This window comes from Arenibacter aquaticus (assembly GCF_003957295.1).
Lineage (GTDB): Bacteria > Bacteroidota > Bacteroidia > Flavobacteriales > Flavobacteriaceae > Arenibacter > Arenibacter aquaticus.
On record NZ_RQPJ01000002.1, the window covers coordinates 543,740 to 561,827 of the forward strand.

Annotated in this window: 12 protein-coding genes; 5 read left to right on the forward strand and 7 right to left on the reverse strand. The window is 40.5% G+C overall.

The window, feature by feature from the left end:
- Positions 1-210 precede the first annotated feature (210 nt).
- Both EHW67_RS05245 and EHW67_RS05250 read left to right on the forward strand, forming a co-directional pair.
- Positions 211-3,297: a SusC/RagA family TonB-linked outer membrane protein gene (locus tag EHW67_RS05245; protein ID WP_126161308.1), complete on the forward strand. Its 3,087-nt coding sequence runs from the start codon at positions 211-213 to the stop codon at positions 3,295-3,297.
- Positions 3,298-3,347: 50 nt separating this feature from the next.
- Complete coding sequence (locus EHW67_RS05250) at positions 3,348-5,006, forward strand: RagB/SusD family nutrient uptake outer membrane protein (RefSeq protein WP_126161309.1); 1,659 nt, start codon at positions 3,348-3,350, stop codon at positions 5,004-5,006.
- 133 nt (positions 5,007-5,139) lie between these two features.
- Here the strand turns inward: EHW67_RS05250 and EHW67_RS05255 are convergent, their stop codons facing one another.
- The 5 genes from EHW67_RS05255 to EHW67_RS05275 all read right to left on the reverse strand — a co-directional run bounded on the left by EHW67_RS05255 (position 5,140) and on the right by EHW67_RS05275 (position 10,729).
- Positions 5,140-6,189: a LacI family DNA-binding transcriptional regulator gene (locus EHW67_RS05255; RefSeq protein WP_126161310.1), complete on the reverse strand. Its 1,050-nt coding sequence runs from the start codon at positions 6,187-6,189 to the stop codon at positions 5,140-5,142.
- A 72-nt stretch (positions 6,190-6,261) separates the two neighbouring features.
- Positions 6,262-6,867, reverse strand: a complete 606-nt coding sequence (locus EHW67_RS05260) for a 3-keto-disaccharide hydrolase (protein ID WP_126161311.1) — start codon at positions 6,865-6,867, stop codon at positions 6,262-6,264.
- An 11-nt stretch (positions 6,868-6,878) separates the two neighbouring features.
- On the reverse strand, positions 6,879-7,943 hold the full coding sequence (locus tag EHW67_RS05265; RefSeq protein ID WP_126161312.1) for a DUF6807 domain-containing protein: 1,065 nt from the start codon (positions 7,941-7,943) through the stop codon (positions 6,879-6,881).
- 19 nt (positions 7,944-7,962) lie between these two features.
- Positions 7,963-9,321, reverse strand: a complete 1,359-nt coding sequence (locus EHW67_RS05270) for a Gfo/Idh/MocA family protein (RefSeq protein WP_126161313.1) — start codon at positions 9,319-9,321, stop codon at positions 7,963-7,965.
- A gap of 25 nt (positions 9,322-9,346) precedes the next feature.
- The gene (locus tag EHW67_RS05275) at positions 9,347-10,729 is read right to left on the reverse strand and encodes a 3-keto-disaccharide hydrolase (RefSeq protein ID WP_126161314.1); all 1,383 of its coding nucleotides are present in this window, start codon (positions 10,727-10,729) and stop codon (positions 9,347-9,349) included.
- Positions 10,730-11,001: 272 nt separating this feature from the next.
- Between EHW67_RS05275 and EHW67_RS05280 the strand changes: the two genes are divergently transcribed.
- Together EHW67_RS05280 and EHW67_RS05285 are read left to right on the forward strand one after the other, a co-directional pair.
- On the forward strand, positions 11,002-11,964 hold the full coding sequence (locus tag EHW67_RS05280) for a YheT family hydrolase (protein ID WP_126161315.1): 963 nt from the start codon (positions 11,002-11,004) through the stop codon (positions 11,962-11,964).
- A gap of 42 nt (positions 11,965-12,006) precedes the next feature.
- The gene (locus EHW67_RS05285) at positions 12,007-12,486 is read left to right on the forward strand and encodes a c-type cytochrome (protein ID WP_126161316.1); all 480 of its coding nucleotides are present in this window, start codon (positions 12,007-12,009) and stop codon (positions 12,484-12,486) included.
- 423 nt (positions 12,487-12,909) lie between these two features.
- Here EHW67_RS05285 and EHW67_RS05290 read toward each other — a convergent pair whose 3' ends face one another.
- The gene (locus EHW67_RS05290; protein WP_126161317.1) at positions 12,910-14,445 is read right to left on the reverse strand and encodes a SulP family inorganic anion transporter; all 1,536 of its coding nucleotides are present in this window, start codon (positions 14,443-14,445) and stop codon (positions 12,910-12,912) included.
- An 837-nt stretch (positions 14,446-15,282) separates the two neighbouring features.
- Between EHW67_RS05290 and EHW67_RS05295 the strand changes: the two genes are divergently transcribed.
- Positions 15,283-16,284 carry an NAD(P)H-dependent glycerol-3-phosphate dehydrogenase gene (locus tag EHW67_RS05295; protein WP_126161318.1) on the forward strand — a complete coding sequence of 334 codons (1,002 nt, stop codon included), beginning with the start codon at positions 15,283-15,285 and terminating at the stop codon, positions 16,282-16,284.
- Between the two features lie 57 nt (positions 16,285-16,341).
- On the opposite strand, the gene EHW67_RS05300 is transcribed toward EHW67_RS05295, so the two are convergent.
- Positions 16,342-18,009: a glycerol-3-phosphate dehydrogenase/oxidase gene (locus EHW67_RS05300; protein WP_126161319.1), complete on the reverse strand. Its 1,668-nt coding sequence runs from the start codon at positions 18,007-18,009 to the stop codon at positions 16,342-16,344.
- Positions 18,010-18,088 lie beyond the last annotated feature (79 nt).

Here is an 18,088-nt window from a genome sequence, read left to right on the forward strand (position 1 = left end):
TATGTCTACCCGCCGCAATGTTTTAAGTTAAATTAGGTTAAAATTCCATTATATGTCAATGAAACTGCCAAAATATTGACAATCCCAATTGACAATGCCTACATAATTATTAAATTTCTTTTTTTTATTAAAAATGAATATCTATATTCGTTAACGTTAACGATGACTCTTGGAGTTAACAAAATCAACTAACAAATTAAAACTCTAATTATGAAAAAAAGATTTAAGGAGCTATTTCAAGTGCAGGGTAGTATTCCTGTATGGAAGAACATCTTCCTGAAAATATCCCTTGTGGCATGCTTGGGTATTTTCAACACATCCTATGCTTTTGAGGATGTTGACCCACCTTTTCAGAAACAGGTAAGTGGTGTGGTAACCGATACGGAGGACATTCCTCTAGCAGGAGTTAGTGTGGTAATAGTTGGAACTGTTACCGGAACCGTTACGGATTTTGACGGTAAATATAGCATTACCGCAGAAGAAGGACAGACATTGGAATTCTCGTATATTGGAATGAGCTCTAAAAGTGTAGTCGTTGGTAGTAGTAGTATCATCAACGTTACAATGGAAGAGGATTTACAATCTTTGGACGAGGTAATCATTACCGGATACGGTACACAGAAGAAAGGTGAAGTTACCGCGGCCATCTCCTCGGTAGACGCCTCAGCTATTGAAAAAATAGCAACTTCCAGTAGTATTGACGCCATTAAAGGACAAGTGGCCGGTGTGGATATTCAGGCCGATGGCGGAAGACCAGGTGAAAACTCAACGGTCCGCATCAGGGGTAGACGCTCTATAGGGGCTTCCAATGATCCGCTGTATGTAATTGATGGAATTCCACAGATAAGTGGAACCGAGTCCGTATCGGACATCAATCCACAGGACATCCAATCCATGCAAATATTGAAAGATGCTGCCGCAACGGCCATTTATGGATCTAGAGGTGCAAACGGGGTGATCTTAATAACCACAAAAAGAGGTAGGGTAGGAAAGACCAAAGTTACCTACAGCAGCCATATAGGTACTACTTCGGCATCGCGATTGGTAGACATGATGGACGGAGAGGAATTTGCCGATTTAAAAAGGGAGTCTAGACGTACCTCTTGGAACGGGACCATCCCCACCGATGATCAAGTATTTCTTGACCCCATTGAACTGGAATCTATTGAACAAGGTCGTTCTACAGATTGGCTAGACCTGGTACTGGACAACGGATGGCAGACAAATCACCAGTTCGGAGTAAGTGGCGGTTCGGAAAAGACCACCTTTAATGCTTCCCTAGGCTATTTTAATGAGCAGGGTATTATTAGCAATATGGACTTTGAGCGCTTTACCGGTAGGATTAATTTAGACCATAGGATTAACGACATATTTAAGGTAGGGGTATCTTTCTCTATATCCAACTCTATACAAAACTGGGGTTCATCGGCAACCATGGGAGAAGCCTTGGCCAACAACCCATTAGGTGTTCCTTATGATGAGGCAGGCGAACTTCTATTCTTGCCTACCAATGACGGTATACGAACCAATCCATTGAACGAACTTGTGGACGGCGCCTATATTGATGAGCGCAAAACCACCAGAATATTTGCCCCAGTCTATCTGGACATCAATATTAATCCAGAATTAAAATGGACCACTACTTTTGGACCGGATATACGATACAGAAGACGTGGACAGTTTAGGGGAAGTTTAACCAATGATAATAGGGGAGGCCCAGGAGATGCTTCCATAGAGCACAATGACAACTTTGGGTACACTTTGGAGAACCTATTGACCTTTAACAAAGCGGTTACCGACAATCAAAACCTTAAAGTAACCCTATTACAGAGTATCCAGAAATCAAGACAGGAAAACTCCTATACCGCAGTGGCGAATATTCCTTATGAATCACAGCAGTTCTATAATATGGGGTCGGCCTCTGTTAAGGGGGATATCTCCTCTGGACTAGTAGAATGGACCTTGTCTTCCTTCATGGGTAGGGTAAATTACGACATAGACGGCAAATATCTGTTCCAAGGATCCCTTAGGGCAGATGGTTCATCCAGATTGGCCGAAGAAAACAAATGGAATTATTTCCCTGGATTTTCTGCCGGTTGGAGAATTTCCGAAGAGGATTTTATGATCGACAGCAGTACTATTTCCGAGCTTAAGTTAAGGGCTTCCTACGGTGAGGTAGGTAACACTTCAGTTGATCCGTATCAAACCGCTGGTAGATTGGAAGGAACTGCCTATGCATACGGAGAATCCACAGCACTTGGCTTTGGCTTAAACGAAATACCTAACTCTGATTTGGGATGGGAAGTATCAAAAACCATCGACATTGGATTAGACTATGGATTATTCAACGGACGTATTAGTGGTGCTTTGGACTATTATAGCACCAAGACAACCGATATCCTTTTGAACAGAAGTTTACCTTACACCTCAGGGTATCAGAGTATTCTACAGAATATTGGAGCCACCGCATCCTCAGGTCTGGAATTTAATGTAAATGCATACATTTTAGATAACCCAGATGGACTTAGCTGGGACATTGGCTTTAACATAGCCGGATTAAAAGAGGAAATCACAGAGTTGGCACTAAAAGATGAAAATGGAAACTCTATAGATGATGTAGGTAACCAATGGTTTATTGGTCAACCAATCAATGTATTCTATGATTATGAGAAAATTGGAATTTATCAAACTTCAGAGGAAGCCTTGGCCAATTCTGCAGAAGGTAAGGTACCTGGAGAAATAAAACTTAAGGACCAAGATGGAGACGGAGTCATAACTCCGGACGATAGGATTATATTAGGTTCCGACGTACCCGATTTTTACGGAGGTATTACCAACAACTTTTCCTATAAGGGCTTTGATTTTAGCTTCTTCTTCTACTTCCGCCAAGGACAGATGATCAGATCGCGTTTTCACGATAGCAACAACTCCCTGTTTGGAAGGTACAACAATTTAGATGTGGATTATTGGACGGTGGACAATCCTACCAATGCCTATCCTAGACCAAACGAAAATCAGGAAAGTGCCAAAAATGCTTCCACCATGTCCTATTTTGACGGTAGCTATGTTAAATTAAGGAACGTTAGCCTGGGGTATAATTTCCCAAAATCTATTACGGAGAAGTTAAAATTGTCTAATTTAAGACTTTATGTTGCAGGGCAGAATTTGTTTTCCATAACGGACTATGACACCTTTGACCCTGAATCATCAGAAACCGATCAAGAAGATGGTGGTCTGTCCTCCAGTACCGTACCCAGCAACAAAATGTTCTCACTGGGGTTGAACGTAACTTTCTAATTTGATACAAGTTAAATACGTTACACTGTAAAATGTCTAAACAAAATATTATGAAAAGAATAACATATAAAATCTTGGCTTTATCACTGATCGTCTCCATGGTATCATGTGATAAGTTTTTAGAGGAAGAGCTGGTTACCGATGTATCGGCTGCCTCCTATTACACTACCGAAAAAGGTTTCGGTGATGCCGTCAACGCAACCTATGCCCAATTAAAACCCTTTTACGGACAAGAAAGAGGTTTTGCCATGACAACCATGGGTTCGGATATCTGGACCAATGGCTCAGATGGTGGACATAAGGTATTTAACACCTATGATGTAGGTCTGAACAGTGCCGAAAGCTATGTCCGTGATGCCTGGAGGGACTGGTACAAAGGTATTAACCAAGCTAATGCCGTTATTGCCAGATCTGAAGGATTGGAAATGGATGAAGAAATAAAAACTATACGTTTGGCGGAGGTACGTTTTCTTAGGGCCTTATTTTATTTTGATCTCACCAACACTTATGGTGATGTTCACCTTAGTCTGGAAGAAACCGTTGGAATTGAAATTGAAGCCAACCAAACATCTAGGGCCGATATTTATAGTCAGGCTATTGTACCAGATCTGGAATATGCAATTGCCAATCTTCCCGAGACACAATCGCCTTATGGCCGTGCTACAAAAGCCGCCGCAGAATTCTTATTGGGGAAAGCTTTATTGACTAGAAGCTATACTTCTTGGGCTGAGTCTACAGATGCCTCTAGGGCAGAAACCTTGTTCTCCAATGTAATTAACAATTATGGCTTTTCTCTTTTGGACAACTACGCCGACTTATGGGACATTGACAACCAAGAGAATAGCGAAATTGTCTGGAACATTACCAATTCCAAGACTCAGGTAGATGACGGCACGGATGGTTATGGTCATCGAGGGCATCTATACTTCCTTATGGAATACGATGTACAACGTGGAATGACCCGTGATGTTACCAATGGCCGTCCTTGGAAAAGACATCGCCCAACAGAATTCATGCTTACCCTTTGGGACCGTAGTCTAGATATCAGGTACGATGCCTCGTTTAAGCATGTTTGGTATGCCAACAAAGATGAACCTGCCACGGAAGCCAGTGCCAGTGAACCAGCTAGGGCAGCCCTTTCTATAGGTGACACCGCCATTTACATTCCTGGACCTGGAAAGGATATAGAATGGCCACAAAGCAGACAGGATACCAAAGCCTATATGACCATCACAAATGATGAATATACGGAACGATTGTTCCCGTCAATGAACAAATGGATAGACCCTACACGTCCAGATCGCCAAAAGACCCAAGGACAGCGCGATTTTGTTTTAATGAGATTGGCAGATGCCTACCTTCTTAGAGCAGAAGCCAGATTACAGCAAAGCGATGCAATTGGTGCTGCCGAAGACATCAATGAGGTAAGGGTTAGGGCTGCTCTTCCCGGTATGGAAAGTGCTATGGAAATTACCCCTGCAGAGGTTGATTTAGACTTTTTATTGGATGAAAGGGCCAGGGAGCTCGCAGGAGAAGGACATAGATGGTGGGATTTGGCCAGAACTGGGAAACTTGTTGAAAGAACAAGACTGTACAACCCGGTTGCTGCTCCAAACATTCAAGATTACCACATAGTTAGACCTATACCACAAGATCAAATTGATAGGACCTTGGGAGGATATCCTCAAAATGATGGTTATCCGCAATAGCCCATATTCATAGAATACAAAATGTTTCAAGGCCTCGACTTTATCAAAGTCGAGGCCTTGCTCTTTTTGAACAACTATGATTTCAATAAAAGATATGACTGCTTAAAGTGCGGTAAGTAGTAGGTAAAAAAAACTATAAGGCTTGGCAGTTTTCCTTAACAATGATTTCCACGGGGATATCTATATTTAAATCAGAAGAATCATCCTCCGTTAGATATTTAAACATACTCTTAATTGCTGTATATCCCTGAAACTCTGGCTTTTGATTGATAAGGAAATGAATTTCATTATTCCTAAGACATTCCAAATTGTCCTTATGTAGGTCAAAGCCAACTACCGATACATTGGATACCTTATGGGCCTCAAGAATCTTGGGAATAAGATAAGATCGGGCATTTGTTACAAATATCCCTTTTGGCCGCTTGTCCTTAAACCACTTTTCCAATTCATCGTTTATTCCCAACGCCCCTCCTATTGGGTGGTTTATGGTTATAATGGTTATGGGGGTGTCCTTAAAATTAGTTTTAAAAAATTCCCTAAAACCATTTTCACGTTGCTCGTTGTTTACGTGCATTCCCCTATCGGTAATAATATTGAAAACAAAATACAGGCCCTCTTCCCCAACGAGGCCGTGCAAGAGTCTTCCAGCCACCCTTCCCGCATCATAGGAGTTCTGACGAATAAAAAAAGCAGGGTCATCCAATTGAATCTCCGTATCCAAAAACAGTACGGGAATCTTGTTTTTCTTGGCATTGCCCAACAGACAATTACTTTCCTCCTTAAAAAAAGGCACGGTTATAATACCATCAATATCTTTTTTCAAGACCAATTTAGCCTGACTTTCAAAAGAATCCGGTCCGGTAAAATAAAAGTAAGTAACCAAAATTCCCAAATCGCTCAGCTCCTCTACTGCGTCATCTATTCCTTTTTTGGGTACCTCCCAATAGCTCCAATTACTAGTGGCCTCAGGTATCAGCACCGCTATTTTCACCTTTTTCCTCGCTGCCAAATTCAGCCTACTGGCCACTGCATTTTTTTTATAGCCGGTTTCCTTTATGATGGCTAGAATTTTTTCGCGTGTAGTTTTGGAAACACCTGGCCTATCATGCAATACCCTGTCTACGGTACCAATGGACACCTTGGCCAGTTTGGCTATCTGTTTTATTCCTATAAGCTCATTCATATCAGGTCTTCCCTATATTCTCCAATAACTCATCACTGCAAAAAGCGGCAAAATTACGATTAAGCAATGATACTATAGCACTGCCAATCGTATTTTTCTAAATTGTATTTCCATTTCCCTGTTTGGGTGCAATTGAATCCCAACGGGGCCTTCTAGATTGGCATTCGGCATAGTGTAATTCATTACCTCCTCACCGTTTAACCAAACGGTATAGGAGTTTCCTATGGCTCGAGCCGTTATGGTATTCCATCCTTTTAAACGAAGTAGTTTTTTTACGTTACTGGCCTCTACGGGGTAACCCAAACCAGGCACATAGGGAGACCCGGTCATATCCCGCTTTAAGGATCCGGAAATACCTATTTGAATCTGTGGGCTCTTCTTATCATCGCCCCTCATAAATATTCCCGAATCTATATTTCCTTCTATAAGCTTAAAATCCAGTTGGACTATAAAGTCCTTGTAAGTATCTTGGGTCCATAAAATGGAACCTTTCTTTTCCGCGTTATTCTTGGCTGTAATCTTCCCTTTCTTTATAGACCATTCGTTGCCATCAGGCACCTTCCAATTCTCCCAAGTCTTTCCATTAAAAATAGTATTCAGTTTGGTTTGCTCGTATCCTTGGGCTACACAGCTGGTACCAATAAACAACAGAATGGACAACAAAGAAATACATCTCATATTAGCTTATATTAGTTTTTAGCAAAATCAGAAAAATAATTTTCGAACGCATTTTTATCCAAAGGATCGCCACTATGTACCAATACGGCATATTTAAAAGCAACCGTTTCCCCTTTGGCCAAGGAAAAGTTTAATTTCTCCTTCCCGTCCGAAAACACTTCCTGCCCCAATGGATTGGCCGCAAACAGACCATAACCACGGGCGTGCCAATAGGTAGGATAGCCTACGTTTTTTGGGTGATCCATTATGGTCACCGAAACGGGTTCCTGATCTACTTCACCATATAATGTTGTCCATTTGGCACGGGTGCCCCAGGCATCTTCACCTGTTTTTCCCTCACTTGTTAAATAATCGCCCTTAACACCTTCATTGTTCAAGGCTTTAACCTCTGTAGGAATACCGTTAGCATCCGTAAAGATAGATGGCTTGTCTGAAGGCAGCTCCAGTCCCCTAGTTACCCGAATGGCTATCATCCCTTCTTTATTGTCCTTAAAAGAAACGTCCTCCAAGGCTTTTAAAGTGGTATTCCTAATAATTTTTCTCATAGATCCTTCCTGACCAAAAGTAAAGGTGGTGGTTTCTTCCAGTAGCGTATTATTATCTGGACCATTCCAGTTTGCCTTTATGGTCAGGGTACCCTCGTCCGCATTCGTATCCAAGATTTCCTGATGCTCAATAGTACCAAACTTATGCTTTTCCTCATCTGGAATGGCATAAGAATTGTTCCAAAAATCCAATCCGTTAACATCCCCATAGTTAAACCAAATACCAACATGATGCGGATGGTCTACCCTTTCTCCAGGCGTTGGTTCCAACGGAAAGCCCCTTGTTATTTTTTTACCACTATTGGTAATAACCGGATAGAGTACAGGTTTAGGGGTAGTACCGTCATATAAATAACTGGTAAACAATTTACCATCCATAAGCACATCTACCTTTTGGTTTTCTTCATCGTTTATAAAGCTTATGGCATTCGTCTTAGGTTCCACATTGGCAACTACGTCCTTTTTTGCTTTCTCCTTACAGGAGCATAGTACTACAAGAACAAGAATAATACTGGGTTTAATTATAGACATTGGAATACAATTTAAGAGGTTAGTATTTAAAAACAGTGTTGCCCGCCAGAACATCCTGTGCCTTTTCATCAAAGGTAGATTTGAGTCCGGTCCTTAGGGCTGCTGTTGTCATTATATTGGCTATGGAATGATTATATGCCGCATCAATAGGCCCATTGGTTTCCTTTCTACTCCTAACACATTCCATCCAGTTCAACATATGCAAAGAAGTCATATTATCGGCACCTGTATTGGCCGAAGTAACCACCTTGGTAGCCGACTCCGAAAGGTCAAATTCTTCCAATTGATTGGCCTGCATCCCCATTTTATTGGCATGGGAAGCTTTTAAGCCTCCATTGGGACTTACCTTATTGGTATCAAGATTTAATTCGCCTCCATTGGAATAATAAATTTCCTTGGTTCCCCCTGCAGAATTGGTGAATCTTGATGAATAAACAACCTGAAAACCTTTGGAAAGGTCATCCAAGGGGCCATAATCAAACACCGCGGTCATGGTATCATAATTCTTTCTACCGTCTTTCCAGAGGTATATTCCGCCGTTTGCCGCTACACTTCTGGGGTGGTTTAAACCCGTAAACCAATGCACGGTATCAATCTGATGGGACATCCATTGTCCGGGAATTCCTGAGGAAAAAGGCCAGAATAACCTATATTCCAAATATTTGCGTGGATCCCAAGCTTCATAAGGCCTGTTCATAAGATAGCGTTTCCAATCGGTATCCGACTCCTTTATTTCACTGGTCAGTTTTGGTAAGCGCCATCTATCAGGTTGGTTTACGTTCCAACTCATTTCAACCATCACAATATCTCCGAATTTCCCGGATTTTATATAATCGTTGGCTGCGTGATAATTCTTGCCACTTCGCCTCTGGGACCCAATCTGAAAAACTATTCCGGATTCCTCAACGGCTTTTTTCCCCACTCTGGCATCTTCCATTGTTTCCGCAAAGGGTTTTTCTACATACACATCTTTCTTGGCATTGGCCGCCTGTACCGTATGAAGGGCATGTTGAAAATCTGGGGTGGAAATGATAACCGCATCAATTTTATTTTCCTCGTACATTTCATCGTGATTCCTCCAGGCCTTCACCTTGTTTCCGGTTTTGTCCTTTAAGAAAGCTGCCCCTTCGTCCCTTCGCCTGTTCCAGATATCAGAAACACCTACTATTTCAAAATTCTGTTTCTTATGATGACCTAGGAACGCAGGTATCAAGGCCCCTTTGGCCCTATTGGAAAAGCCGGCTATACCTACCCTTACCCTGTCATTGGCACCCAGGATCCGTCCATAACTCTTGGCGCTCATCGTATGCATGCCCAATGCAATACCTCCGCTTGCCAAGGCCGTATTCTTGATAAAAATTCTACGTCCCTTACTCATAATATGTCCTTTTAATTAATACTATTTAAAACTCACGCACTTTAATACTTCTAAAAAACACCTGATCACCGTGGTCCTGTAGTAGTATCCTTCCTTCTGGAATAACGCCGAAGTCTTTCCATTTTTCGTATTTACTTTTTTCTACCAAAGCTTTAAACGCTTGACTCCAACGGTCGTACTCCACTACTTTTACATTGTTTAGCCAATGTTCTACATGCCCATCTTTTACCACAATTCTAGCATTGTTCCACTTTCCAATTCCATTAAAATTCTTTCCTCTGGAATTTTCAAAGTTTTCGGCTCTTATAAGATCGTATAATGAACCTACCGTCCTATTTCCGTTTTTACCCTTCTTGGCGTCTGGATGTTTTTTATCGTCCAAAATTTGGAACTCCAAACCAATGGCAGAGCCTGCTCCCTTATTTAGGCTTGGGTCTACAAAATACTTGATGCCGCTATTACCCCCTTCGGTCAATTTAAAATCTACACTTAGTTCAAAATCACTAAAGGCCTGGGTAGTAACTATATCACCACCATTTGTAGATTCCCCGCCATCCGAGGCAGAAACACTCAGTATTCCATCTTCTATATTCCATCCTTTTTGTGGAAAGCCATCCAGTTTGGCCCCGCGCCATCCTTTGGTGGTCTTACCATCCCATAATAAACGCCAGCCTTTCCTAATCTCATTAGGCGTCAATTCATTTTGAAGATAGCTTATCTCAGGGGCATGATCGGCCACCCTATTTCGCTCATTTTCTAAATCAGAGGTCTTTATTTTAATATTTTTCCATTTAACAATTTTACCCTCTAAAGCCTCATCGTGGATAGAGTGTACCTGAAATGCTATAAAACCTTCAGAGGTAAGGTCATCTACCAGATTGGCACATTGTACCCCATTGATATAGGTTCTTATAGTATTGCCAATAGCCTCTATCCTATAATGGTTCCATTCCCCAGGTTTAAAGGCATTTCTACCTTCTTCATTTCTGGACAATGGGTATAGCCAGCCCCTACGGGCCTCATCATAAATGCCTCCGGCCCATTTCCTATCACTGGTTTCAATCTCACATTGATAGCCATGAACCCTTCCATCCCTATAAGATGGCAGACTTAAACTCCTAAACTGAACACCGGAATTCAATCCGTTTTCCACATATACTTCAAACTCCAAAATAAAATCACCATACTTTTTTTTGGTTGCCATAAAACTATTGGGCGTATTCAAGCGGGAAGTGCCGACCATTTCCCCGTTTTCAACTTTATACTTGGCATTGCCGTTCAATTGCTCAAAATTGGAAAAGTCTTTTCCGTTAAAAAGCATTTCCCAACCGTCTTGGGCGAATGATGAAGAAATAGTTCCACATAGAAGTAATGCCAGAAACCATTTTGTTGATTTGATAAATCCCATAATTTATTGTACTTATTAATTTTCGTTAACGTTAACGAAAGTAAAAAAATATCTTGAAACCCCAAGCAAAAGATTAGCATTTTAACAACCTTGCGCTCTAAAAGCCATGTATTTTATATTAAAAGGCAAAATACAATGACATATTAGGAATAAATCTTCCTATTCCTTTTACTTTAAGCATAAGCTCCCTAGTACTAATTAAATTTTAAATATAGTATCTTAGTGAAGTAATTCTTTTACATACCTAGACACCCCTTTTTTAACTGTTGCCCATGCCCATAATTCCATCCTTATACAAGCCTCCTATTCTTTTTAGGAACGCTCATGTTGCAACGATATATTCTGGGGTTCTTAGAAAGGTTAACTCACTACTGCAGCAACGTGAAAGATTGGAATTGGCAGATGGGGATTTTTTGGATTTGGATTGGAGTTTTGCCACTATCCCAACTACACAGGTAGCCATACTTATACATGGTCTTGAAGGTAATGCCCAACGGCCTTATATAACCGGAAGTGCAAAGCAGTTTATTGCCCATGGCATAGATGTCTGTGCCATAAATCTTAGAGGGTGCAGTGGGGAAACCAATAGATTGTTCAGATCTTATCATTCCGGGGCCACTGAAGATTTGGAGGCCGTAATAAACCTTATTTTAACGAAAAAAAGCTATAGTCATATCTATTTAAAAGGCTTTAGCCTAGGTGGCAATTTAATCCTGAAATACCTGGGCGAAGCAAGAACGGTTCCCAGACAGGTTAAAGCCGCAGTCGCCATATCTGTTCCCTGCAACCTATACAATTCTTTGGTAGAACTCTTAAAGCCCAAGAACATTGTGTACTCCCAACGTTTTAAGAAACATTTGAAAGAAAAGCTGAGATTAAAACAGCTAGTTTTCCCAAACAGAATAACAGATAAGGATATAGCCAATATTAATACCTTAAAAGATTTTGATGACATCTATACTAGCAGAGCACACGGATTTAAGGATGCTCTTGACTATTATCAAAAATGTAGTTCCCTACAGTTTTTAACCAATATTACTGTACCTACCCTAATTATAAATGCAAAAAATGATTCCTTTTTAGGGAAGCAGTGTTACCCCTATAAGGAAGCCCAATTAAATAAGGCCATCCATTTCGAAGTTCCAAACTACGGCGGCCACGTTGGATTCTATGGTCAGAAAAATATAACTTATACCGAAAAAAGAGCATTAAAGTTCATTGAAGAACTACATTAAAATAATCTATTTACTATATTAGTACCATAATTAAAAAAAACGATGAAAAAAGTACTTATCCCTTTGGCCTTGGCTGGATTGATTATTGGCTGTGGCGAGAAAAAAGAAGAAAAGAAGGATGGTTTTGAAATGAACCGCACCAAAAAGGAAGTGAAGGCAGAACCTGTAAGTGAAGGGGTTCCCGTGGATATGGACAATAAAGGTGTTGGCCCTATTAAATCCGTGACCTTTGCAGATGAAATAGATACTGAATTGGCTGCTAAAGGTCAAAAAACATTCAGCACTATTTGTGTTGCCTGCCATATGGCGGAACAACGTTTGATAGGACCTGCTTTAAAGGGCGTTTTTGATAGAAGAAGTCCAGAGTGGGTAATGAATATGATTTTAAACCCTGATGGAATGCTTAAGGAGGATCCTATTGCAAAAGCCTTGCTTAAAGAATACAATAACGCCGTAATGCTTAATCAAAATCTTTCTGAGGAAGATGCGCGAGCGGTAGCTGAATATTTACGTACTTTATAATAAGGTAGACCCTTAGCATATATCAATAAAGCGTATATATCAACACTATAGTTGTTGTTATATACGCTTTTTTAGTACGCTACTTTCTATGGCAAATAAATACAGCAGGTAAACAACGCTTTATACTTCAATACGCGGCTCCCATTTTGTAAATACACAACTATAACAATGATAGCACTATTACAAGTACTTGGAAGGGGGCTACATATGGCCTATGACACATTACACAATCCAAACAGGAACTTCAAACCTATTCTGTTCCATATCTAATTTAAGACGGATCATTAGTTAAAGAGGACTGAACAATATTGCAAAGCACACTACAATAGTCCATTTTCACAGGGCTTGTACCACTTAAACACTTTAAATACTATTTGTGCTTTAGGGATTGGTTCTCCAACTAAGGCTCAGGTTTCCTAATGCCTATTTATTGAGCATAACCCTATAAGTGGGGTCTTCAATAATATTTACCTCAATAACACTTTCGGCGTTGGTCAACAACTTTAAACAGTCTGGACTCAAATATCTAAGGTGCAGTGTTTTGCCTTCGTTCTGATATCTAGCCGTAATTTTATTCAAGGCATCTATGGCCGACATGTCTACCACCTTACTTTCCTTAAAATCTATTACAACTTCATCCGGGTCGTTTTCAACATCGAACTTTTCAATAAAGGTGGTGGTGGACCCAAAGAAAAGTGGCCCATATATTTCATAATGTTTAACTCCGTTTTCATCAATATGCTTTCTTGCCCTAATACGTTTTGCACTTTCCCAAGCGAAAACCAGCGATGACACAATAACGCCGATTAACACCGCTAGAGCTAAATTATGTAATACTACGGTAACTACCGCAACCAATATCAAAACAAAAATATCGTGTTTTGGCATCTTATTGATTACCCTAAAACTAACCCACTCAAAGGTTCCTATGGCCACAACCATCATTACCCCCACCAAAGCAGCCATCGGGATTTGTTCTATAACGGGACCTCCAACTAAAATAATAAGCAAAATAGTCATCGCACCAATTATGGCCGATAGTCGGGCTCTTGCTCCCGAACCCACATTTACCAAAGTTTGGGCTACCATGGCACATCCTCCCATACCACCAAAGAATCCGTTGGCAATATTCGCTATACCCTGTGCAGCGGCTTCTCTATTGGATTGACCTCTTGTTCTGGTAATTTCGTCCACCATATTTAGGGTTAAAAGAGTCTCAATAAGTCCCACACCCGCCATTACCAAGGAATATGGAAAAATAACTTTAAGTGTATCCCAACCAAAAGGAACATCCGGTATATGAAATGAGGGCAAAGAACCACTTACCGAAGCAATGTCCATCACCTTTTTGGTATCTATATTAAAGAAATAAACAATTCCAAATACAACCAATATGGCCACTAAGGAAGCTGGAAGCGCCTTGGTTATTTTAGGAAATAAAGCCACTATAGCAATGGTCAAAAGGGTAAGTCCTGCCATTATATATAGTGCGGGACCTTGCATCCACACCTCAGCACCGTTATCCAAAATCTTAAATTGGGCAACCTGGGCCATAAATATAATCACTGCCAGTCCATTTAAAAAACCATACATTACCGGTTGCGGAATAAGACGAACAAATTTTCCCAATTTAAAGATACCAACCAAAAATTGTAGCACTCCGGCTAAAGCAACAGCTGCAAATAGGTATTCCACACCATGGGACGAAGCCAGAGCAATTAAAACCACAACTGTAGCTCCAGCACCACCAGAAACCATTCCAGGCCTTCCTCCTAAAATAGCTGTAACAATCCCCATCAGAAAGGCGGCATAAAGTCCCGTTAAAGGTGACAACCCTGCTAAAATAGCGAATGATAGCGACTCTGGGATCATAGTCATGGCTACCGTGAGCCCAGCCAACACTTCATTCTTGTAGTTTATCTTTTGTTTAAAATCAAACAGATTTAAATACTTCTTCACGTCGTAGATTTAAGGCGGCAAAAGTAGTGGATTTTCTTGTTTTTATGGCTATGATATACGTAAATGTGATATATACAACAAATTACCACCAGAAAATTTCGCTAAATATATTTGAGCGGATCAAAAATGAAGTGGTAATGAGATGCATCCCATCCAATTTCTAGCAGTTACTTCCAACCCTTACATTACGGCCAACATATAAAAAAACCGCCTCGGTCAATTATCCCAAGGCGGCCTTTAACTAATTAACCAACCAAAAACATTTTTTATTGTGTAGTGGGATTGCTCCCGTATAAACATAATTTTTATTTCTCCGCTAAACCCTTTATAGGCCCATATAGCAGCATCTATTGGACTATTCAAAGGATAATCCATTATAAAAAGTCCAAATGGCCTTTTCCTCAAAGGCGTAGGACTTACCATCACCTGAATGTACCTGCTTCATTGTACTATCATTATTAACGCACAACCTTAGGCATTCATTGTCCTACCAATCACAAGCCAATGTTAAAGTTTTGAGCATTTTATCGTTAATTATAACCTATACCCATTGCCCCCATCCCAATGCCATGTAATTTCCTGTTTTAATTGAATTCCAGGGCACTATAAAAATTATTTATTGTACATGCTTTAAATAAAAAAGTAACCTGAGTTTTTACTACCTATACCTAACCCTACGCGGCAAGACCTTGTGTTCTAGTTTTGAATCTCCGAAAAACAATCCTACATTGCCAAGGATTTTAAAATCTATGTACATTCCGTAGTACCTAAGCATAATATATAGGATCCCATTGTAAAGGCTATTGTACATAGAGAGGAAAAACAGAAAGTTTAAACATGAAAAACAATGTAAAATTTGCCGTGTTGGGTGGAGGCAGTTGGGCAACTGCGATTGTAAAGATGATGACAGAGAATGCCGACATCGTAAATTGGTATATGCGAAATACCGATGCCATTGACCACATAAAGAAGCAAAGGCACAATCCAAATTACCTTAGTTCTGTTGAGTTTCACACAGAACAACTTAACCTAACAAATAATATAAACGAGGCCGTTGCTGCGGCCGATGTACTTATTTTCGCAATACCCTCCGCTTTTTTGGAAGGTGAATTAAAGCAATTGACCGTTGATATAAAGGATAAAATCATCTTTTCGGCCATAAAGGGAATTGTTCCGGAATCCGGTTTGATAGTAGGCGAACATTTTCATGATAATTACAATATACCCTTTAAGAATATTGGTGTTATTACGGGACCTTGTCATGCTGAAGAGGTTGCCTTGGAGCGCCTGTCCTATTTAACCATCGCCTGTGCGGATATGGAAAAGGCCGAATTGGTAGCCAAGCACCTTAGTAGCGATTATATAAAAACAAAGATTTCCGATGATATCATTGGTACGGAATATGCCGCCATGCTGAAGAATATTTATGCAATTGCCGCTGGTATAGCCCATGGTCTTGGGTACGGGGACAACTTTCAATCTGTTCTGATGAGCAATTCCATCAGAGAAATGAAACGCTTTATAAAGCATGTACACCGTATGAAACGCAATATAAACGACTCTGCTTATTTGGGGGATTTATTGGTAACCGGATACTCTGTTTTTAGCCGCAACCGGATGTTTGGTAACATGATAGGTAAAGGATATACCGTAAAAAGCGCCATGATGGAAATGAAAATGGTTGCCGAAGGCTATTACGCCACCAAAAGTGCCCATATTATAATTTCCAAACTCAATAAAAAATCCAAAACACCTATCCTAAAAGCCGTTTATGCCGTATTGTACGAACATAAAAACCCTAAAAAGGTATTTAAGGCACTGACCGAAAAATTGGATTAGGGGTAAGCCGCAGTTCTCCTAATAGAAATTCCATTAAATCTCAAGAAATGGGGGGGCTTACACTCTATCCATGGAAAAATTGGAGTGTTCCTCCATTTCGGATTCAAGTATGCCCCTATAAGCGTCTACGGCAGCCTTATCTAATCCATATGTGGTCTGGAACATTTCCAACAGCGGATCCATCAATTTACGAATACTGTCGATATCAAAATACAGTCTTCCCGTTCTCCTAATAAAAAAATCCATAGGGCTCTGTACCATTTCATGATCAATACAGAACTGTAATTCGGCCTTTGCCAAACCTATCTGACGATCTTCATCATTTTGTTTTGCATACAATTCTAAAATGGTCTCGGTCTGTTTTCCATAATTGGTCACCAAGTACCAAGCATCGTATTTGGCAAAACCATCTGGGGACAACCTCTCATGCACCTCTGCCATATATTTTTTTACACTCTTGTATTTCTTAAACTCATTACCGCAAAGTGGTATTTGGTCTGTAACACATGGTTTTACCTCCATTTCATGATCTTCCTCCATTTTTTTTGCTACCCTATTCACCACCCGCTCTGCCATTTTACGATAACCCGTCAGTTTTCCTCCGGCAATACTAATAAGTCCGGTATCAGAGGTGAATATCTCATCCTTTCGGGATAATTCGGAGGCAGACTTCCCCTCCTCATGGATAAGTGGACGCAATCCTGCCCAAGACGAAATAATATCTTCCATTTCCAAATTTATCTTGGGAAACATATTATTAACTGCGGAAATAAGATAAATGGCATCGGCTACATCAGTTCTTACCTTATCCTTATTTTCATTATAATTGGTATCTGTTGTTCCTACGTAGGTGATCTTGCCCCTTGGAATGGCAAACATCATACGCCCATCGGGTATGTCAAAATATACCGATTGCTTAATGGGCAATTTCTCGTACGGAAAAACCAAATGAACCCCTTTGGTAAGGTGCAAACGCTTTCCTTTTTTGGAATTATTAATTCCCCTAAGTTCATCTACCCATGGTCCGGCTGCACTTATCACATATTTGGAGTCAACGGTAAACTCCTTGTCCATAATAGTATCCTTCACCTTTACTCCTCTTACTGTATTATCCTCATAGACAAAGTCCGTTACCTCAGCATAGTTAACGGCCGTTGCCCCGTAATGCAGACTGGTTTTAATGGTCTCCATGGTGAGTCTGGCATCATCAGTCCTATATTCGGCATAGTAGCCCGCACCTTTCAAAATCTTTTTAGGCAATAAGGGCTCCAACTTTAGAGCCTCTTTTTTCTCCAACATTTGGCGTTTATCATCTCCACTAACCTGTGCCAAAATATCATAGACCTTTAGCCCAATGGAAGTGAGCCATTTCCCATAAGATCCATTTTCTATTAAGGGCAGCAGCATTTTCTCTGGCAACACCAAATGGGGTGCCAGTTTATGAACTATTGCCCGTTCGGACCCCACTTCCTTTACCAGCCAAAAATCAAATTGTTTTAAGTAGCGCAAGCCCCCATGAATCAATTTGGTAGATTTACTACTGGTTCCTGAAGCAAAATCATTTTTTTCCAATAGTGCCACTTTCAAGCCTCTGGAAGCTGCGTCTAGAGCTATCCCTCCACCAGTAATACCTCCGCCAATAACCACAAGGTCAAAAGTCTCTTTGGACAGTTGGGCTATGGTTTTCTTCCTATCTACGTTAGAAAATCGTATGTTTTTTCTCATCTGTATAAAATATTGGTAAGGAAAGAATTACTCTATTTCACCTCCATTACTGCAATTAAAGGTAACGGATTAAACGTGG

Bases quoted from the DNA above. Each gene is read 5' to 3' on its own strand.
- EHW67_RS05260 (WP_126161311.1), bottom strand. From the start codon at position 6,867: ATGAGATGTATTTCTTTGTTGTCCATTCTGTTGTTTATTGGTACCAGC.
- EHW67_RS05250 (WP_126161309.1), top strand. From the start codon at position 3,348: ATGAAAAGAATAACATATAAAATCTTGGCTTTATCACTGATCGTCTCC.
- EHW67_RS05295 (WP_126161318.1), top strand. From the start codon at position 15,283: ATGAAAAACAATGTAAAATTTGCCGTGTTGGGTGGAGGCAGTTGGGCA.
- EHW67_RS05285 (WP_126161316.1), top strand. From the start codon at position 12,007: ATGAAAAAAGTACTTATCCCTTTGGCCTTGGCTGGATTGATTATTGGC.
- EHW67_RS05255 (WP_126161310.1), bottom strand. From the start codon at position 6,189: ATGAATGAGCTTATAGGAATAAAACAGATAGCCAAACTGGCCAAGGTG.
- EHW67_RS05300 (WP_126161319.1), bottom strand. From the start codon at position 18,009: ATGAGAAAAAACATACGATTTTCTAACGTAGATAGGAAGAAAACCATA.
- EHW67_RS05245 (WP_126161308.1), top strand. From the start codon at position 211: ATGAAAAAAAGATTTAAGGAGCTATTTCAAGTGCAGGGTAGTATTCCT.
- EHW67_RS05275 (WP_126161314.1), bottom strand. From the start codon at position 10,729: ATGGGATTTATCAAATCAACAAAATGGTTTCTGGCATTACTTCTATGT.
- EHW67_RS05270 (WP_126161313.1), bottom strand. From the start codon at position 9,321: ATGAGTAAGGGACGTAGAATTTTTATCAAGAATACGGCCTTGGCAAGC.
- EHW67_RS05280 (WP_126161315.1), top strand. From the start codon at position 11,002: ATGCCCATAATTCCATCCTTATACAAGCCTCCTATTCTTTTTAGGAAC.
- EHW67_RS05265 (WP_126161312.1), bottom strand. From the start codon at position 7,943: ATGTCTATAATTAAACCCAGTATTATTCTTGTTCTTGTAGTACTATGC.